At 46.4% G+C, this 15,263-nt stretch carries 14 protein-coding genes and 1 pseudogene; 4 read left to right on the forward strand and 11 right to left on the reverse strand.

From position 1 onward, the window contains the following. Nucleotides 1–379 precede the first annotated feature (379 nt). The 3 genes from tfpZ to ACJHVI_RS01425 all read right to left on the reverse strand — a co-directional run bounded on the left by tfpZ (nt 380) and on the right by ACJHVI_RS01425 (nt 2,122). Nucleotides 380–1,102, reverse strand: coding sequence for a TfpX/TfpZ family type IV pilin accessory protein (gene tfpZ, locus ACJHVI_RS01415; protein WP_483182797.1), 723 nt, complete (start codon nt 1,100–1,102; stop codon nt 380–382). A gap of 79 nt (nt 1,103–1,181) precedes the next feature. After that, nucleotides 1,182–1,634, reverse strand: a complete 453-nt coding sequence (locus ACJHVI_RS01420) for a pilin (RefSeq protein ID WP_483182798.1) — start codon at nt 1,632–1,634, stop codon at nt 1,182–1,184. 56 nt (nt 1,635–1,690) lie between these two features. Beyond that, nucleotides 1,691–2,122, reverse strand: a complete 432-nt coding sequence (locus ACJHVI_RS01425) for a pilin (RefSeq protein ID WP_483182799.1) — start codon at nt 2,120–2,122, stop codon at nt 1,691–1,693. A 431-nt stretch (nt 2,123–2,553) separates the two neighbouring features. Between ACJHVI_RS01425 and ACJHVI_RS01430 the strand changes: the two genes are divergently transcribed. Both ACJHVI_RS01430 and ACJHVI_RS01435 read left to right on the forward strand, forming a co-directional pair. Beyond that, entirely contained in the window at nt 2,554–3,711 is a 1,158-nt protein-coding gene (locus ACJHVI_RS01430) for an FAD-dependent oxidoreductase (RefSeq protein ID WP_483182800.1), read from the forward strand. Nucleotides 3,712–3,825: 114 nt separating this feature from the next. After that, nucleotides 3,826–4,591: pseudogene (locus tag ACJHVI_RS01435) on the forward strand (IS1595 family transposase). A gap of 18 nt (nt 4,592–4,609) precedes the next feature. On the opposite strand, the gene ACJHVI_RS01440 reads toward ACJHVI_RS01435, so the two are convergent. The 7 genes from ACJHVI_RS01440 to ACJHVI_RS01470 form a co-directional block, all read right to left on the reverse strand. Next, nucleotides 4,610–5,374, reverse strand: a complete 765-nt coding sequence (locus ACJHVI_RS01440) for a substrate-binding periplasmic protein (RefSeq protein WP_483182801.1) — start codon at nt 5,372–5,374, stop codon at nt 4,610–4,612. A gap of 42 nt (nt 5,375–5,416) precedes the next feature. Continuing rightward, entirely contained in the window at nt 5,417–5,752 is a 336-nt protein-coding gene (gene rsfS, locus ACJHVI_RS01445) for a ribosome silencing factor (protein ID WP_483182802.1), read from the reverse strand. A gap of 46 nt (nt 5,753–5,798) precedes the next feature. Then, nucleotides 5,799–7,034: a glutamate-5-semialdehyde dehydrogenase gene (locus ACJHVI_RS01450; protein WP_483182810.1), complete on the reverse strand. Its 1,236-nt coding sequence runs from the start codon at nt 7,032–7,034 to the stop codon at nt 5,799–5,801. A 12-nt stretch (nt 7,035–7,046) separates the two neighbouring features. Further along, a complete protein-coding gene (locus ACJHVI_RS01455) occupies nt 7,047–7,955 on the reverse strand; it encodes an ABC transporter permease (protein WP_483182803.1) in 909 nt (302 codons plus the stop codon). After that, nucleotides 7,952–8,941 (reverse strand): ABC transporter permease, encoded by a 990-nt coding sequence (locus tag ACJHVI_RS01460; protein WP_483182804.1) that lies wholly within the window; start codon nt 8,939–8,941, stop codon nt 7,952–7,954. Before ACJHVI_RS01460 ends, ACJHVI_RS01455 begins: the two co-directional genes overlap by 4 nt. 67 nt (nt 8,942–9,008) lie before the next feature. Continuing rightward, nucleotides 9,009–10,568, reverse strand: a complete 1,560-nt coding sequence (locus tag ACJHVI_RS01465; RefSeq protein WP_483182805.1) for an ABC transporter substrate-binding protein — start codon at nt 10,566–10,568, stop codon at nt 9,009–9,011. Nucleotides 10,569–10,591: 23 nt separating this feature from the next. Next, nucleotides 10,592–12,334, reverse strand: coding sequence for a dipeptide ABC transporter ATP-binding protein (locus tag ACJHVI_RS01470; RefSeq protein WP_483182806.1), 1,743 nt, complete (start codon nt 12,332–12,334; stop codon nt 10,592–10,594). Nucleotides 12,335–12,514: 180 nt separating this feature from the next. Between ACJHVI_RS01470 and ppk2 the strand changes: the two genes are divergently transcribed. Next, on the forward strand, nt 12,515–13,627 hold the full coding sequence (gene ppk2 / locus ACJHVI_RS01475) for a polyphosphate kinase 2 (RefSeq protein ID WP_483182807.1): 1,113 nt from the start codon (nt 12,515–12,517) through the stop codon (nt 13,625–13,627). 6 nt (nt 13,628–13,633) lie between these two features. After that, nucleotides 13,634–14,308, forward strand: a complete 675-nt coding sequence (locus ACJHVI_RS01480; protein WP_483182808.1) for a phosphoglycolate phosphatase — start codon at nt 13,634–13,636, stop codon at nt 14,306–14,308. 143 nt (nt 14,309–14,451) lie between these two features. Here the strand turns inward: ACJHVI_RS01480 and ACJHVI_RS01485 are convergent, their stop codons facing one another. After that, the gene (locus ACJHVI_RS01485; RefSeq protein ID WP_483182809.1) at nt 14,452–14,799 is read right to left on the reverse strand and encodes a hypothetical protein; all 348 of its coding nucleotides are present in this window, start codon (nt 14,797–14,799) and stop codon (nt 14,452–14,454) included. Between the last annotated feature and the right edge of the window lie 464 nt (nt 14,800–15,263).

A 15,263-nucleotide genomic window follows, 5' to 3' on the forward strand; every position in this document is an offset into this window, starting at 1 on the left:
TATCCCGAGTTGGCAATCCCAAAAATAAGCAATTTGGCAGAAAGTCATATTGCGCGTTTAAAGGATGTTTTGCGATGTCATCGTGGCTTAAATCGTGAGCATAAGATACAGTTTATTATGGATTATTTATCCAATTAACTTGTTCATAAACACCCATTTTGTCCATTAAGTGGGGGGTCTCTCTGAAAAACCACCCAAAATGTCCATTAACCCTAAAATATCAATTTGCCGGATTCAAGAACCCGACCTACTTCTTTATAAATTAGTAAATTAGGAATTTATATCCAATACAATTTGTCATGGCGTGTGCTTTCTGGCATAAACGCCTAAGCTAAAGTTAAAAATCATAATATTCATATTTGTTATGAATCGACTATAATTAATCTGATTTCAAATCTACAATTGCAATAATTTCTTTAGATTCTTTATTAATCAATACGGATATCACATCCATTGGCGTAAGCAAAGGAAGATAAGCATCTGCCTCCGGATATTTTTGCAAGACTGTTTCTATCTCTTCTTTTGTATTGCGTTTATTAAGCTCATCTAAAGCAAGGGATTTTTCTAAAATTTGCGTCCACATCCCCTCTAAAGGAACATATAATTCAGGACGTGCAGCCGGAGAAATAAGCTCTTGAAGCTCTATAAATAACCAATCATTTCTTTCCTGCTCATCTTTTGGTGCTCGCACAGCAGTCCATTGCGGTTTGAAAAAAGATACTTTAGGTAAGTCTTTGTTTACCTCTGGAAAATGAAGCGCATTTACTGAAACGGCTTCAAATCGGCTCTGATTAAAAGCAATCCATGCTGGGCGTCCTACTGCAATGTGATATATACCATAAAGATAGGCACTGAACTGTAATAAACCAATGATTGCCAGATCCATTTTTAGGGTTTTCTTTCCTTGCTTAGCCACAAGAAACGTAAGCAAAGGACCTAATGTCGTATCTACCACCAGCAGCAATAAAAACACATGACCAACTTCAAAAGTCTTAGCCAAGGGCGAAGGATACCAGCAAAAATAAACTACGATCAAAGATATCAGTGCAATTAACAAAGAGATCAATAAATGGATACTAAAAGCTTTTAATCGAAATAACATTTCATCACCAAAAAATACCAGTTTTGCTAATTATATCAACAAAACTGGCAGAATTTACAATACCTTTATTTGTGAAAAATTAAGGGCTAGATTGGCAGGTTGAAGGCAAACGAGCCGCCCCAACGCTACCTGAACATACCCATGTAATAATTTGCCGATTGATGCCATTACCAATTGGCGTCAAAACAACATTTTTACCGGCATTAGCCCCAGTTCTAAAACTGACTGTCAATTCGCCCCTATCGGGAGCAAGCACAATATCTTGAGCATCAAAATACTTACCGTCAATTTTTGCCACTGATTCTACTATCGGATCGCTACTATTAGGCCAACGTCCAGATTGCCAATAACTGACGCCAATATCATTTCTCACGCCAGATGTTACTATTAATGCTTCTGTCGCCTGAGTACGGGCAATATAGTCTTGATACGCCGGCAATGCTAATGCAGCCAAAATACCTATAATTGCAATAACTATCATCAGCTCTATTAAGGTAAAGCCTTTTTGATTATGGCGAGAATTTTTTTTCATTAAAAATCTCCAATAAAAAATGCCCTGCAAACAGGGCATTTTTATCAATTTATTGATTATTGGCAAGAAGAAGGCAAACGAGATTTTTCGATTGTACCAGCGCAAGTCCATTTTTGAATTTGCCCATTGGCGTTATTTGCATCTGGAGTCAAAGTCATATTTTTATCCTTATTAGCGCCTGAAGAGAATGGGATAGTAATAACACCACTAGCTACTGTAACGGAACCTTTAGCAAAATATTTACCGCCTAAATTTTCTAAAGAAGTTTTCAATGGCTCAACATCACCACTTGGCAATTCATTTTTATCAGCATAGATAACACCGATATCAGATTGAATACCTGAAGTTGCTTTGAAACCTTCAGTAGCTTGTGTACGAGCAATGTAGTCTTGGTATGCAGGCAGTGCGATAGCAGCCAAAATACCGATGATAGCGATAACGATCATGAGCTCGATAAGGGTGAAACCTTTTTGAATTGATTTTTTCATTTTTCTCTCCTAGAGAATTAATACATTTACAAATTTAAATTAACTACTTGTTTGAAGCTAGTTACCTAGCAAACATACTTACGCCTTACGCGTGCCAAGTTTATTTTTATATTTTAATTCAACTACTTAAAAATTTTTATTTTGACATGCTACGCTTTTGCCGCCCATCTTTCACCTAAAATGTCCATTGTATTTGCTTCTCTTTGTCGAAGCATTGGCAGTATAGTCAAAGAATTGAAAAGTATTACGGCCTTGGCTCGCCTTGCCGTACGCTTTTGTACTGTCTGCGGCTCGCCGCCTTGTACTACTTTTTCACTTCTCCGACTATAGATACCAACTTAATGACATTTTGTACTGTTTTTGAATGCAGTGACAAAAAAGAGTGTCGAAAAATGATGCTATGATGCGCTTTTTAAGCGAAAGGATGGGCTATGCAAAGGCTTGATGCAGTAATTATTGGCGGCGGGATTGCAGGTTTATGGACTTTGGCGGCTTTGCGCGCAGGCGGTTATGCCGCGATTTTACTAGAACGCGAGGGGCTTGGCGCCAAACAAACTTTAGCTAGTCAAGGGATTATTCACGGCGGGACAAAATACGCGCTGCAAGGCAGTTTGACCGGTGCAGCACAAGCGATTGCGCAAATGCCGGCGCGTTGGCAGGCGGCTTTGCAGGGCAAAGAAGCGGCGGATTTATCCGCTGCCAATATACTTTCCGCGCATCAGTATTTATGGACGACTCAGGCAGCCGGCGGAAAATTAACGGCTTTTTTTGCCGGCAAATTGATGCGCAGCCGCATGCAGCGTTTAGACGATACGGAATTGCCTGCATTTTTACCGCCGCATTTTGGCGGTCATGCTTATGCTTTGGTAGAGCCCGTCTTGGATATCGTGTCTGTACTGCATTGTTTTGTCGAGCAATATGCCGATTTTATATTAACTGACGCAAATTGGCAGCGCGACGGCGATGTCTTATTCATCGGCGACAGACAATTTTTGCCGACACATTGGATTTACACGGCAGGCGAGGCGAATGGCGAATTAAGCGCGGCTTCGCAGCAAATTCGTCCCTTAAATATGGTGGCTTTGCGTCTGCCGCAATCTGTGCCTGACATTTTTGGGCATTGTTTAGGCATGAGCGACAAACCCAAAATCACGATTACGACACATGTGTTTGATTGGCAGCAGGCAGAGGGCGATAAGGTATATTGGATTGGCGGGCAGCCTGCGGAGGAAGGCGTGGGGCGCGAAAGAGATGCACAGATCGCGGCAGTTCGTCGCCTATTGTTAGAGACTTTGCCGTGGTGGGCGCAAGATGCGCAGCTGTTGTCTTATATTAATGATGACAGCCGTTATATTTGCGTGGCGCTTAATCGCGCAGAAGGTGCAGCAGGCGGCAAACGTCCTGATTTGCCGACCGTGACGCAAAACGGCAAGGATATTACGGCGTATCCGACCAAATTGGCATTTGCGCCTTTAGTGGCGGATCAAATTGCGGCACTGCTATCTGCGCCGCAATTTGTCAGTGAGGCGGTATTTATCGATAAGGTGCGGATTGCGCCGTATTTGTGGCAGCATTTTGATCAAGCATAAATGCTAAATGCCCGAAGTATCCGCTCAATTCTGAGGATAAGAACTTAAGCCCATATCATTTGGACTATTATATTAGGCTCTAGACTAGCAGAATCACTCTGTTAGACTAGAAAAATGAGATACAACAGTAAATTAAGCACATATCATCTCAAAAAAATTATTCGACACTTTTGTGCCGATATTGAAGCCTCAAAAACCGCTTTGCTGACTGGTTTTAATCGCAATGCCATCAATCATTGGTACAACATCTTTCATCAGGAAATCTATCGCCATCAGAGTGAACTTAAGGAACAACTCTATGGAAGCATAGAAGTCGATGAAAGTTATTTTGGCGCTAGGCGGCAACGAGGCTTTCATGGCAAGCTCAAACGCGGCAGAGGAACGTTGAAACAGCCTGTATTCGGTATATTCGAACATCAGGGCAGGGTTTATACGGAAATCGTTCCTGATTGTAAGAAGCAGACCTTGCAAGACATTATACTGGGTAAAGTCAGCTTGGACAGCGTCATCTATTCTGACAGTTGGCGTGGATATGGCGGATTGGTTGATATGGGTTATATAGTCAAAGAAATGAAAAAGTGGTACAGTAATGCTGCTAACAGGTAGCGCAGAGAGTACAGCGAGATGTGTTTAAATTGTAACTCTTTTTGAATTCCTTGACTATAGCAAGCATTTGCGGGTTAATCACGGACAAAATGAATTTGCTTATGGCAGCAGACACATCAACGGTATAGAAAGTTTTTGGAGTTTTACCAAAAGAAGGCTTGCAAAATTTAACGGCGTAAGCAAAAATTTCGAATGGCATTTGAAAGAATGCGAATGGCGCTGGAAGCAGAGTATTGATGATTTAGAAAAACATTTATGGTCGCTTTTGCAATAAATTATACCAATCACTCTGCTAGTCTAGAGCTTTTTTAAAATTAAGCCATTTATCTTTAATTTTTTCCAATTCGCCGCTGGATTTCAATCGCTCAATACCGCGGTTAACTTTTTCCTGCAAAGCACTATTTCCTTTTGCCATGACCACCACTAATTTGGCACTAGGTTCGCTTTCGGCTTCATAAGGCACAACCCTAAATTTCAATTTATCATTCGCATAAGCAATCGACAAATATTCTAAAATAATACGGTCATGCAAAATCGCATCTACTTTGCCTTGTGCTAGTGTTTTAAATAAAGGGAATGTGCCGCTAATTTCTTGTACATTCTGCACACCAACCGCTTCTAAGGCTTGTTTATGCTTGCTGCCTTTCATAATCCCTACACGCAGCGGCGCTAAATCGGCTAGTGCTTGCACTTCGCTATGTTTTTGTGTTACTAAAATAGAAGCAGGATTAAGCAAATAGGGTTCAGATAAAGCATATTTTTCATTACGTTCATCAGTATAAGAAATACCAGCCACCGCAATATCGAAGCGTTTCTCTTCAACTCCTTTGAATAAATCAGCCCATTGTGCTTGCATAAATTCTGGTTTTAATCCTTCTAACTCTGCAATACGGCTAATTAATTCCACATCTAAACCCGTAAATAAACCGATTTCATCTTTAAATGTCATCGGTAACGTCTTGCCTGTGGTGGCAACTTTAATCACTTCTTGAGATTGAGCAATTAAAGTGCAAAAAGCAAAACTCGCTAGAATTATAGGTTTTAGATAAGTTTTCATGATAAATACACCTCATAATAAAACATCTTTACCGCTGAATCTTTATTCGCTCCTTTTCGGCGGTAAAGACCACAATTTATCCAACGCATAAAGTTGCCGTGTTTCAGGGCGCATCAGATGCACGATGATATCGCCCAAATCGACTAATACCCAATCGCGGCTGTCTTCCCCTTCTACACCCAAGACAGGAAAACCGGCGGCTTTGGCATCATCCTGCACTTTGCCTGCCATAGCATGCAGATGACGGTCGGAAGTACCGCTGGCAATAACCATATAATCGGCAAAATCGGCTTTGCCTTTGAGGTCGATGATTTGAATTTCCACTGCCTTTAATTCTTCAAGGCTATGATTGACGATGTCTTTTAATGCTTGTGTCATAATGTTTTAAGTTAAAAATGTCGGTGCATGATAGCAAATTTTGCGCCTAACGCGTAATCCCGTCGCTGATGATGATGAATTTCTGGCTGGTCAAGCCTTCCAATCCCACCGGCCCGCGCCAATGAATTTTATCGGTTGAGATGCCGATTTCCGCGCCCAATCCGTATTCATAGCCGTCAGCAAAGCAGGTCGGCGTATTGAGCATCACGCTGGCGGAATCCACTTGACGCAGGAAGTGCTGCGCGGAGGCGAGGTTTTCCGTCACAATCGCATCGGTGTGATGTGAGCCGTAGGCTTCAATATGCGCGATGGCGCTGTCGATATCGGCGACGATTTTCACGCTGATGATAGATCCGAGATATTCGCTGCGCCAATCTTCTTCGACGGCGGCTTTGGCTTGCGGTAGGAGGCGACAAGTTTGCTCGCAGCCGCGGATTTCCACACCTTTACTGGCAAATATTTCCGCAATCTGCGGCAGGAAGGCAGCAGCGATGTCTTGATGTACCAGCAGGGTTTCGGTGGCACCGCAGATGCCGTAGCGGTAAGTTTTGCCGTTATCGACGATGCGCAATGCTTTGCCCATATCTGCCGCTTTGTCCACATAGATATGGCAGATGCCGTCCAAATGCTTAATTACGGGCATGCGCGCCTGCTCGCTGACCAGTTTGACCAAGCCTTTGCCGCCGCGCGGTATCAGCACATCGACATAATCCGCCGCTTGCAGCAAATCCTGCACATGGCGACGGTCGCTGTCTTTAATCATCTGCACGGCAGCGATTGGCAAATCCGCCGCCTGCAAACTGCGCTCAATGCAGTCTTGCAAGACCAGATTGGTATTCAGGGCTTCCGAGCCGCCGCGCAAAATCACGGCATTGCCCGATTTCAGGCACAGGGCGGCGGCATCGATGCTCACATTGGGACGCGATTCGTAAATAATCCCGATAACGCCCAGCGGCACGCGCATTCTGCCCACTTGCAAGCCTTTGGCATTGGTTTTCATGGCCGCAATTTCGCCGATGGGATCGGGCAAGGCGGCGATTTGCCGCACGCCGTCAATCATGCTTTCAATACGCTTGGGATTGAGTTCCAGACGTTCTGCCAAAGCTGCATCCAAGCCTTTTTCGCCTGCCGCCTGCATATCCTGTGCATTGACCGCCAAGATGTGCTGCGCCTGTGCTTCCAATTCCTGCGCCAAATGCTGCAAAGCCCGATTTTTCTGTGCGGTGGAGGCGGCGGCAATCAAGGGGGCTGCCGCTTTGGCCTGTTTGCCTAAGCTGTCCATCAGATTCATATGCTAACCTTTATACAATTTGGGATTAAAGACATCGCGCAGCCAGTCGCCAAGCAGATTGACGCTTAAGGTCAGCACGACCAAGACAATGCCCGGAAAGAGCGTAATCCACCACGAACCGCTGCTAATATATTCAAAGCCGTTGGAAATCAAGGACCCCAGCGAGGGTTTGTCGGGCGGCATACCCAAGCCTAAGAAGGATAAGGCGGCTTCGCTCATCACGGCATTGGCGATTTGCACAGTGGAAATGACTAAAATCGGCGAGAGGCAGTTGGGCAGCATATGGCGGAACATAATCCGCGGCGAGCTGAAACCCATGACTTTCGCCGCTTCCACATATTCTTTGCTTTTTTCCGCCAAAGCGGTGGCGCGGATGGTGCGCGCATACTGCGGCCATTCGGAAATGCCGATAATGATGACCAAGATGCTGACCGCATGGGCGGCAAAAAACGCCGTGCCGAAGGCGGTTTTGAAAATCGCGGAAATGATGATGGCAACCATCAAGGTGGAGAAAGACAACTGAATATCGGCAACCCGCATCAGGAGGTTGTCCAGCCAACCGCCGTAATAGGCGGCGAGCAAACCGATGACGACCCCCAGCAGCATTTGCAGAGCAACGGCGAAAATGCCGATGGTCAGAGAGGTGCGCAGTCCGTACATCATGGTGGAGAGCATATCGCGTCCCTGCTCGTCCGTGCCGAGTAGGAAGCGGCTTTCCGCGCCGTCCAAGCCCAGCGGCGGCAACTCTGAATCCATGATGTCGATGGTCGCCAAATCATAGGGATTGTGCGGCGCCAAGACGGGCGCGAAAAACGCCAAGACAATCATGCCGAATAAAATCAGGAAGGACAAAATCGCAACTTTATCGCGCTTGAAATAATAGAAAAAATCGCTGGCTAAGAATGCTTTCATTTTGCCTTGCCTCCGCCGATGCTGACGCGCGGATCAATCAGTCCGTAAATTAAATCCACAATGGTATTGGTCATCACAAAAATAAATCCTACAAAGACGATATAGGTGGTAATCAAAGGAATATCGGCGCGGTTAATCGCTTCAAGGAATAAATTGCCCATGCCCGGCCATTCGAACACGCGTTCTGTAAGAATGGTGTAGGCAATCATCGTGCCTAATTGCACGCCGCCGACGGTAATTACCGGCAACATGGTGTTTTTCAGGGCGTGGCGGTAATAAATTTTGCGTTTGGGCAAGCCTTTGGCGCGGGCAAAGCGGATGTATTCCTGCCCCAAACTTTCCATCATTTCGCTGCGCACCAAGCGGATGAACAGCGGCAGCATGATGGTGGATAAGGCAATCGCCGGCAAAATGAGATGCAAAAAGCCGTCCCATGTCAGAATGCCCAAGCTCAAAGCGCCGCCGAAAAATACCACCGTTTCGCCGCGTCCGTAAGAAGGCAGCCAGCCCAGCCATTGCGAGAAGACAAAGAGCAATAAAATCGCGGTCAAAAATACCGGTATGGAGATGCCGACCGTTGAAATGCCCATGATGATTTTAGTCAGCCAATTGCGCGGATGAATGGCGGCGTAAATGCCCAAGGGAATGGATAAGCCGATGACGATAAAGGAGCTTGCCAGCACCAATTCCAAGGTGGCGGGCAGCGCCTGCAAAATCAGTTCTAAGGTGGGGCGTTTTAAAAAATAGCTGTCGCCGAAATCGCCGGCAGTAACGATATTGCTAAGATAGCGTCCGTATTGGGTCAGGAAGGGATCGTTCAGCCCCATGCGTTCGCGCAGCAGTTCTTTTTCGGCATTGGAAGTCATCATGCCCGACATCTGCGCCACAGGATCGCCCAATTTGCTTTGAATAGCAAAGGCGATAAAGGAAATTGCCAGCATCACAATCAGTAATTGCGCGAGGCGTTTAAGCAAAAAAGTCAACATAGCGTTCTTTAAGGTCAAAAAGGGAAAAATCCGCCTGTCTTACGACAGGCGGATAAAGTGGAAAGACTTATTCTTTCACTTTGAGTTCTTCCCAATAGGGGTAGTTTTTCAAATTGACGATTTCTTCAAAATTTTCAAAACGTTTGCTCATGCCCCAATTGAGGTTTTCCCAATGCAGGGGAATCACGACCGCATCGTCGAATTCGATTTGCGCCACTTCCCGCAGCAGGGCGTTACGTTTTTCAATATCAATTTCGACATTGGCTTGGCGCACCAACTCGTCGAGCTTCGGATTGCTGTAGCCGTTACAGTTGTATTGTCCCATGCCGGTGTCGGCATCGCGCGTCATGGTTAAAAATTCGCTGTAATTGGCAGAATCGCCGGTATCGGACGACCAACCCACAAGCTGTAAGCCGGCGGCGCATTTGTTGAATTCATCCCAATATTGCGCTTTAGGCATAGTATTTAAATTCACTTTCACATTGATTTTTGCCAGCATTGCAGAAACAGTTTGCGCAATTTTTTCATCATTTACGTAACGATCATTAGGCGAAATCATGCTGACACTAAAGCCTTTTTCTAAGCCTGCCGCTTTCATCAGCGCTTGGGCTTCCTTCAAATCGAAGCGTGGTTTTAAATCAGGATGATAGCCGCTATAGCCTTCAGGCGAGAATTGCGCCCCTGCCGTGCCGTTGCCGCGCATGATTTTTTCCACAATGCCTTCGCTGTTCACGGCATGGACCACCGCTTGACGCACACGCACATCTTTGAATTCAGGCACCGCGTTTTGGTTCATCTGAATGGCGATGAGGCGGTCGCCGGCTAATGATAAAAGCTGATGTTTGTCTGATTTTTGAATGCGCTCCACATCGGTCGGCGGCACAGGATAAATCCAGTCCACATCGCCGGAAAGCAAGGCGGATAAGCGTGTGGCGTTTTCTTTAATCGTTACCAGCGTGATTTTATCGACATTGCCGCGATTAGCTTTGTTCCAATAATCGCCGAAAGCGCTATAGACACTGCGTTGTCCCTGCGTGCGGCTGTCTAATTTGAACGGACCGGTGCCGGAAGGCGTGGTCGAGGCGAAAGTGCCGGTGCTTTTTTCCAATAAATCTTTGGCGCGACCTTTGTCGTCATTGCCGCTGTAGTGCTTGCTGTCCATGATAAAGAGGTAGGAAATATTGTTCAGCACCAGCGGATAAGGCTGTTTAAATTTCAAATCGACGGTGTAATCATCGACTTTTTCCATGCCTTCATAAGATTCATACAAACCTTTGAAATCGGCGGAGGTTTTAACGCGGTTAAAGCTGAAAATCACATCATCGGCAGTAAAGGGATTGCCGCTGTGGAATTTCACGTCTTTGCGCAAATAAAAACGCATCACGGTCGGATTTTCAGGATCGAGATATTCCCATTTTTCCGCCAAACGCGCCTGCGGTTCCAAATCGGCGCTGATGCGCACCAATGGCTCGAAAATCATGTGCGCCATTTGCAAAGTGCCGTTGGACAATTGCTCCATCGGGTCCATAGATACAGGGTCGGAATCATAAGCGATGGTAATATCCGCCGCCTGCGCCCATGAAAGGAATGAAGCCGCCATAGCAGCGCTGAGTAAGGTCTTCTTCATGTTGTCTCCTATTGAAGTAGTGGTTACAGTCCAGCAGGGCTGGTTTGTTCAAAACGCGGCATGAGGGCAATCAATTCGCGCGTATAGTCGTTTTCCGCCTGCTCGAAAATGCGGTCGCTGTCGCCGATTTCGAGCAATTGTCCGAATTTCATCACGCCGATGCGGTCGCACATTTGTCGTATGACCGGCAAATCATGGCTGATAAAGAGCATCGTCAAGCCTAATTCCGACTGCAAATCTTTGAGCAGATTTAGAATTTGCGCCTGCACTGACACATCCAAGGCGGAAGTGGGTTCATCGCAAATCAGCAGGCGCGGACGCGTGGCAAGGGCTCGGGCAATCGAAATCCGCTGCCGCTGCCCGCCGGAAAATTCATGCGGATATTTGTCGCCGGCATTTTTGGACAGCCCGACATAATCAATCAAATCCTGCACCACCTGCCGCGCTTGGGCGCTATCCGCCAATTGATGGAAGAGCATCGGCTCGGCAATGATGTCTTTGACTTTCATACGCGGATTAAGCGAAGAATAAGGGTTTTGGAAGACCATTTGCATTTCGCGGCGATAGGGCAGACGCGCTTTTTCGCTGCTTAAAGCCGTTAAATCGCGGTCTTCAAAGATAATTTGTCCGCTATCGGGTGCATATAAACCCGTGATAATGCGGGCAATGGTCGATTTGCCCGAGCCGGATTCGCCTACCAAGCCGAAACTCTCGCCTTTGGCAATCGAAAAGCTAACTTGATTGACCGCCTGCACATAGCGGCGTTTGCTCGGGAACAAAGAATGGCGGGTACAAAAGCGCAGCGAGACATCGCGCACCTGCAAAATACCGTCAGCATAATCCGCCGCCTGCACCGCTTCTTTCTGCCCCAGCCAATGGCTTTGCAAATCCAACACCGCCTGCTGATGCTCCGTACCGGCTTCGATATAGGTAACCAACGGGAAACGCGAGATTTTATGCGTAGAAAGCGGCACGGCAGAAATCAGACTTTTGGTGTAATCATGCTGCGGACGGCGCAGCACCTGCTCCGTCGCCCCGATTTCCATCAAAGCACCGCGATAAGTCACCATCACGCGGTCGGTTACCGAAGCCACCACGCCCATGTCGTGCGTAACCAAAATACAGCCCACATTCTGCTCGCGGCAGAGCTTGCGCAGCAATTGCAGAATTTGGTCTTGAATCGACACATCCAAAGCCGTAGTCGGTTCATCGGCAATCACGAATTTCGGCTCGGTCGCCAAAGCAATCGCAATGACTACGCGCTGACGCATACCGCCCGAAAACTGATGCGGATATTGCCCCATACGCACTTCCGGCTCGCTGATGCCCACCGCCGCTAATAATTCCAGCGCTTTTTGCCGCGCCTGCGCCGCCGTCAGCGGCAGATACAGAAGCATCGGCTCCATCAATTGCTCGCCGATCGTCAACAGCGGATTTAGGGAAGTCATTGGGTCTTGGAAAATAAAGCCGATATCCTTACCGCGCAAACGCCGCAATTCATTCTCGGATAAGCGGCGCAAATTCTTGCCGTCTAAAAACACCTCGCCGCCCGCCACATAGCCCGGCGGCGTCAGCAAACCGGCAATCGCATTGCCAATCGTGGATTTGCCCGCACCGGACTCGCCGACAATGCCTAAAATCTCGCCTGCGTATAAATCGAAAGACACCGCTTTCACGGCATCGAAACGCCCGTGCCGCGAAGGATAACTGACTTGTAAATCGCGCACCGTCAGCAGCGGCGCGCTTGCGGATAATGCCTCGTTCATGCCTCTATATCGTCTTTTTCTAATGTGAAAGGGCGATACCTTACCGCAAAGATTGAGGTTTTGCATCAATTTTGCAATTGCGTTTGAAAAATTATCAAATACAGCAATATTTCCTGAAAAAAACGCTTTACCGGCAAAAGCGATTTGCTACACTGCCCTCTCCACAGCAAAGGAGCAGTCATGAGCAAAAAAACCGGCATGCAGAATATCGAAGCGATTCATGCACGCAGCAATGACAACCCCGCCGACCATGAAGTCATCAGCAAAACCCTACGCGCCCAAATCCGCACCGCTGGCGCTTTAAGCGATATTTTGCAAGACAAAGACCCGCAATTTATTCGCGAAAGTCTGCAAGCCATTTTAGACGAAGCCTCGCCGGACGATCTCGGGCAACTGCGCGAAGCCCTCAATCAGCAATTAAACGAACATAAAAGCGGCGCAGACAACCCCGACGACGAGCTGGTAGAAAACTGGCGCGAAGGCGTCTATCCCTACAAAAACCGCATGAGCCGCAAAAACTATGAAAAACAAAAATATCATCTGCAAGTCGAGCTGCTCAAACTGCAAAAATGGGTCAAAGACAGCGGACAGCGCATCGTCATCTTATTTGAAGGCCGCGATGCCGCCGGCAAAGGCGGCACCATCAAACGCTTTATGGAGCATCTCAATCCGCGCGGTGCACGCGTCGTCGCCTTGGAAAAACCTACCGAACAAGAATGCGGGCAATGGTATTTCCAACGCTATGTACAGCACCTGCCCACCGCCGGAGAAATCGTCCTCTTTGACCGCTCATGGTACAATCGCGCCGGCGTCGAACGCGTGATGGGCTTTTGCACGGACGAGGAATACCAACAATTTATGCAGCAGGCGCCGCTGTTTGAAAAACAATTGATTCAAAGCGGAATCACGCTGATCAAATTCTGGTTTTCCGTCAGCCAAGACGAACAGCGCCGCCGCTTTAAAGAACGCGAAGGCCACCCGCTCAAACAATGGAAACTCAGCCCTATGGACAAAGCCTCCGTTGACAAATGGGACGCCTACACTGCCGCCAAAGAAGCCATGTTTTATCATACCGACATCCCCGAAAGCCCGTGGATAGTGATTAAATCCAACTGCAAAAAACGCGCACGGCTCAATGCCATGCGCTACGTCTTGCAAAAAACGGACTATGATGAAAAAAACAGCCGCGCAATCAGCGGTATTGACCCTCTCCTTGTTGGACGTGCCGGCGCGCTATACGAACTAGACGAAAGCACCATCAAACAAGCCATTCATGTAAAAAAAAGAAAGTGAGTATCTATGCTTAATAACATCCAAGCGATTGCTTTTGACCTTGACGGCACCCTTATCCACTCCCTGCCCGATTTGGCCGACAGCGCCAACACCGTGCGCGCCCATTTCGGCATGCCGCCCCTGCCGGAAAGCCTGATTGAAACCTTTATCGGCGACGGCGTTACCCATCTGATACACCGCGCTCTAACCGGCGATTTCAACGACCGCGACGAAGCGCGAATTGAAGAAGCCCTTGCCGTCCATATTGCCTACTACGGCGAACATTTTACTAACCGCACCCAACTCTACCCTCATGTCAAAGAAACCCTTGCCGCCTTGCAGGCACGCGGCATCCGCATCGCCCTTGTAACCAATAAAATCGAAAGACATGCCAGAAAAATCCTCGAACACTATGGCATCATCGAATACTTCAGCGCCATTTACGGCGGCGACACTCTACCCGTACACAAACCTGCGCCCGACCAAATCCTAGGCGTCGCCAAAGACTTCAACCTTGCGCCCGAACAAGTCCTCATGGTCGGCGATTCGCCCAACGACATGCTCTCCGCCAAAGCCGCCGGCTGCCCTACCCTATTCGTCAGCTACGGCTACTGCGACAACGAAGCGCTTATCAACAATCTGGCAACCACGCCCGATTATCAAATCGACTCCTTTGAGAAGCTGCTTTCTCTACTCAATTGACCTCCTCCCCTTCCTAAAGGAGGGGGATTCCTATCAGCTCCCACGCAAAGCGTGAGCTACTCTCGGTGAGTTTCTGCTAACGAGATTTTTTAGTAGTTATCGATATATTTGAGATAACAGGCTAATTTTTTGATTAATTTTCATTAATTCAGTCCATTTTTTTCAAGATATAACTCTATATCTTCTTTAGAATATCCCAATAAACTGCCTGTAATAATCTCTAATTCTTTTAGGAAAATTTGATCTTTGTTAAAGAGAGTTGCTTCTAATATATTAAATAAAAATAACGCTTTGTATTTTTTTTCTTTTCTATAAAAAATATGGATGGGAAACTCGGATTTTTTATCTAGTTTTTCAATTCCATATTCTGGTTTTAAGTGAAAAAATCTTTTATCCACACTGCTATTGTTCTCTATTTCACCGTAAAAAAAAGATACATCCTTATCTCCTTTAATCATCAAATCAAATTCAATGAGGGCATGAGGAGACAATTTTCCCGCCTTATTTATCATATCTATCTGATTTATTTAGAATAAAGAGGATGAAAGCCGAATATTTTTATGAAGCACCACGTGCATAAATCTCCAATTGGAGATTGCCAATTTCCATCTAGAGAACCACAACGAGAACAAACAAATATCATGGGTTGTCCATTAGGAGCAAACACTGTATGTGCGGAGGATATAGAGCTGAAAAGTGAAAGTAACGAAATAATTATTATGTATATTTTTTCTTTCATAGATGACTTCTATTGATTTTAAACTTGAAATTATTCTATTTTTAGAATATGAGAAAGTCAATAGAAACACTTAACAAGGCTCTAGACTAGCAGGGTGATTGGTATAATTTATTGCAGAAGCGACCATAAATGTTTTTCTAAATCATCAATACTCTGCTTCCAGCGCCATTCGCATTCTTTCAAATGCCATTCTAAATTTTTGCTTACACCGTTAAA

The organism is Suttonella sp. (genome assembly GCF_056855035.1).

Bases quoted from the DNA above. Each gene is read 5' to 3' on its own strand.
- tfpZ (WP_483182797.1), bottom strand. From the start codon at position 1,102: ATGTTATTTCGATTAAAAGCTTTTAGTATCCATTTATTGATCTCTTTG.
- ACJHVI_RS01420 (WP_483182798.1), bottom strand. From the start codon at position 1,634: ATGAAAAAAAATTCTCGCCATAATCAAAAAGGCTTTACCTTAATAGAG.
- ACJHVI_RS01425 (WP_483182799.1), bottom strand. From the start codon at position 2,122: ATGAAAAAATCAATTCAAAAAGGTTTCACCCTTATCGAGCTCATGATC.
- ACJHVI_RS01430 (WP_483182800.1), top strand. From the start codon at position 2,554: ATGCAAAGGCTTGATGCAGTAATTATTGGCGGCGGGATTGCAGGTTTA.
- ACJHVI_RS01440 (WP_483182801.1), bottom strand. From the start codon at position 5,374: ATGAAAACTTATCTAAAACCTATAATTCTAGCGAGTTTTGCTTTTTGC.
- rsfS (WP_483182802.1), bottom strand. From the start codon at position 5,752: ATGACACAAGCATTAAAAGACATCGTCAATCATAGCCTTGAAGAATTA.
- ACJHVI_RS01450 (WP_483182810.1), bottom strand. From the start codon at position 7,034: ATGGACAGCTTAGGCAAACAGGCCAAAGCGGCAGCCCCCTTGATTGCC.
- ACJHVI_RS01455 (WP_483182803.1), bottom strand. From the start codon at position 7,955: ATGAAAGCATTCTTAGCCAGCGATTTTTTCTATTATTTCAAGCGCGAT.
- ACJHVI_RS01460 (WP_483182804.1), bottom strand. From the start codon at position 8,941: ATGTTGACTTTTTTGCTTAAACGCCTCGCGCAATTACTGATTGTGATG.
- ACJHVI_RS01465 (WP_483182805.1), bottom strand. From the start codon at position 10,568: ATGAAGAAGACCTTACTCAGCGCTGCTATGGCGGCTTCATTCCTTTCA.
- ACJHVI_RS01470 (WP_483182806.1), bottom strand. From the start codon at position 12,334: ATGAACGAGGCATTATCCGCAAGCGCGCCGCTGCTGACGGTGCGCGAT.
- ppk2 (WP_483182807.1), top strand. From the start codon at position 12,515: ATGAGCAAAAAAACCGGCATGCAGAATATCGAAGCGATTCATGCACGC.
- ACJHVI_RS01480 (WP_483182808.1), top strand. From the start codon at position 13,634: ATGCTTAATAACATCCAAGCGATTGCTTTTGACCTTGACGGCACCCTT.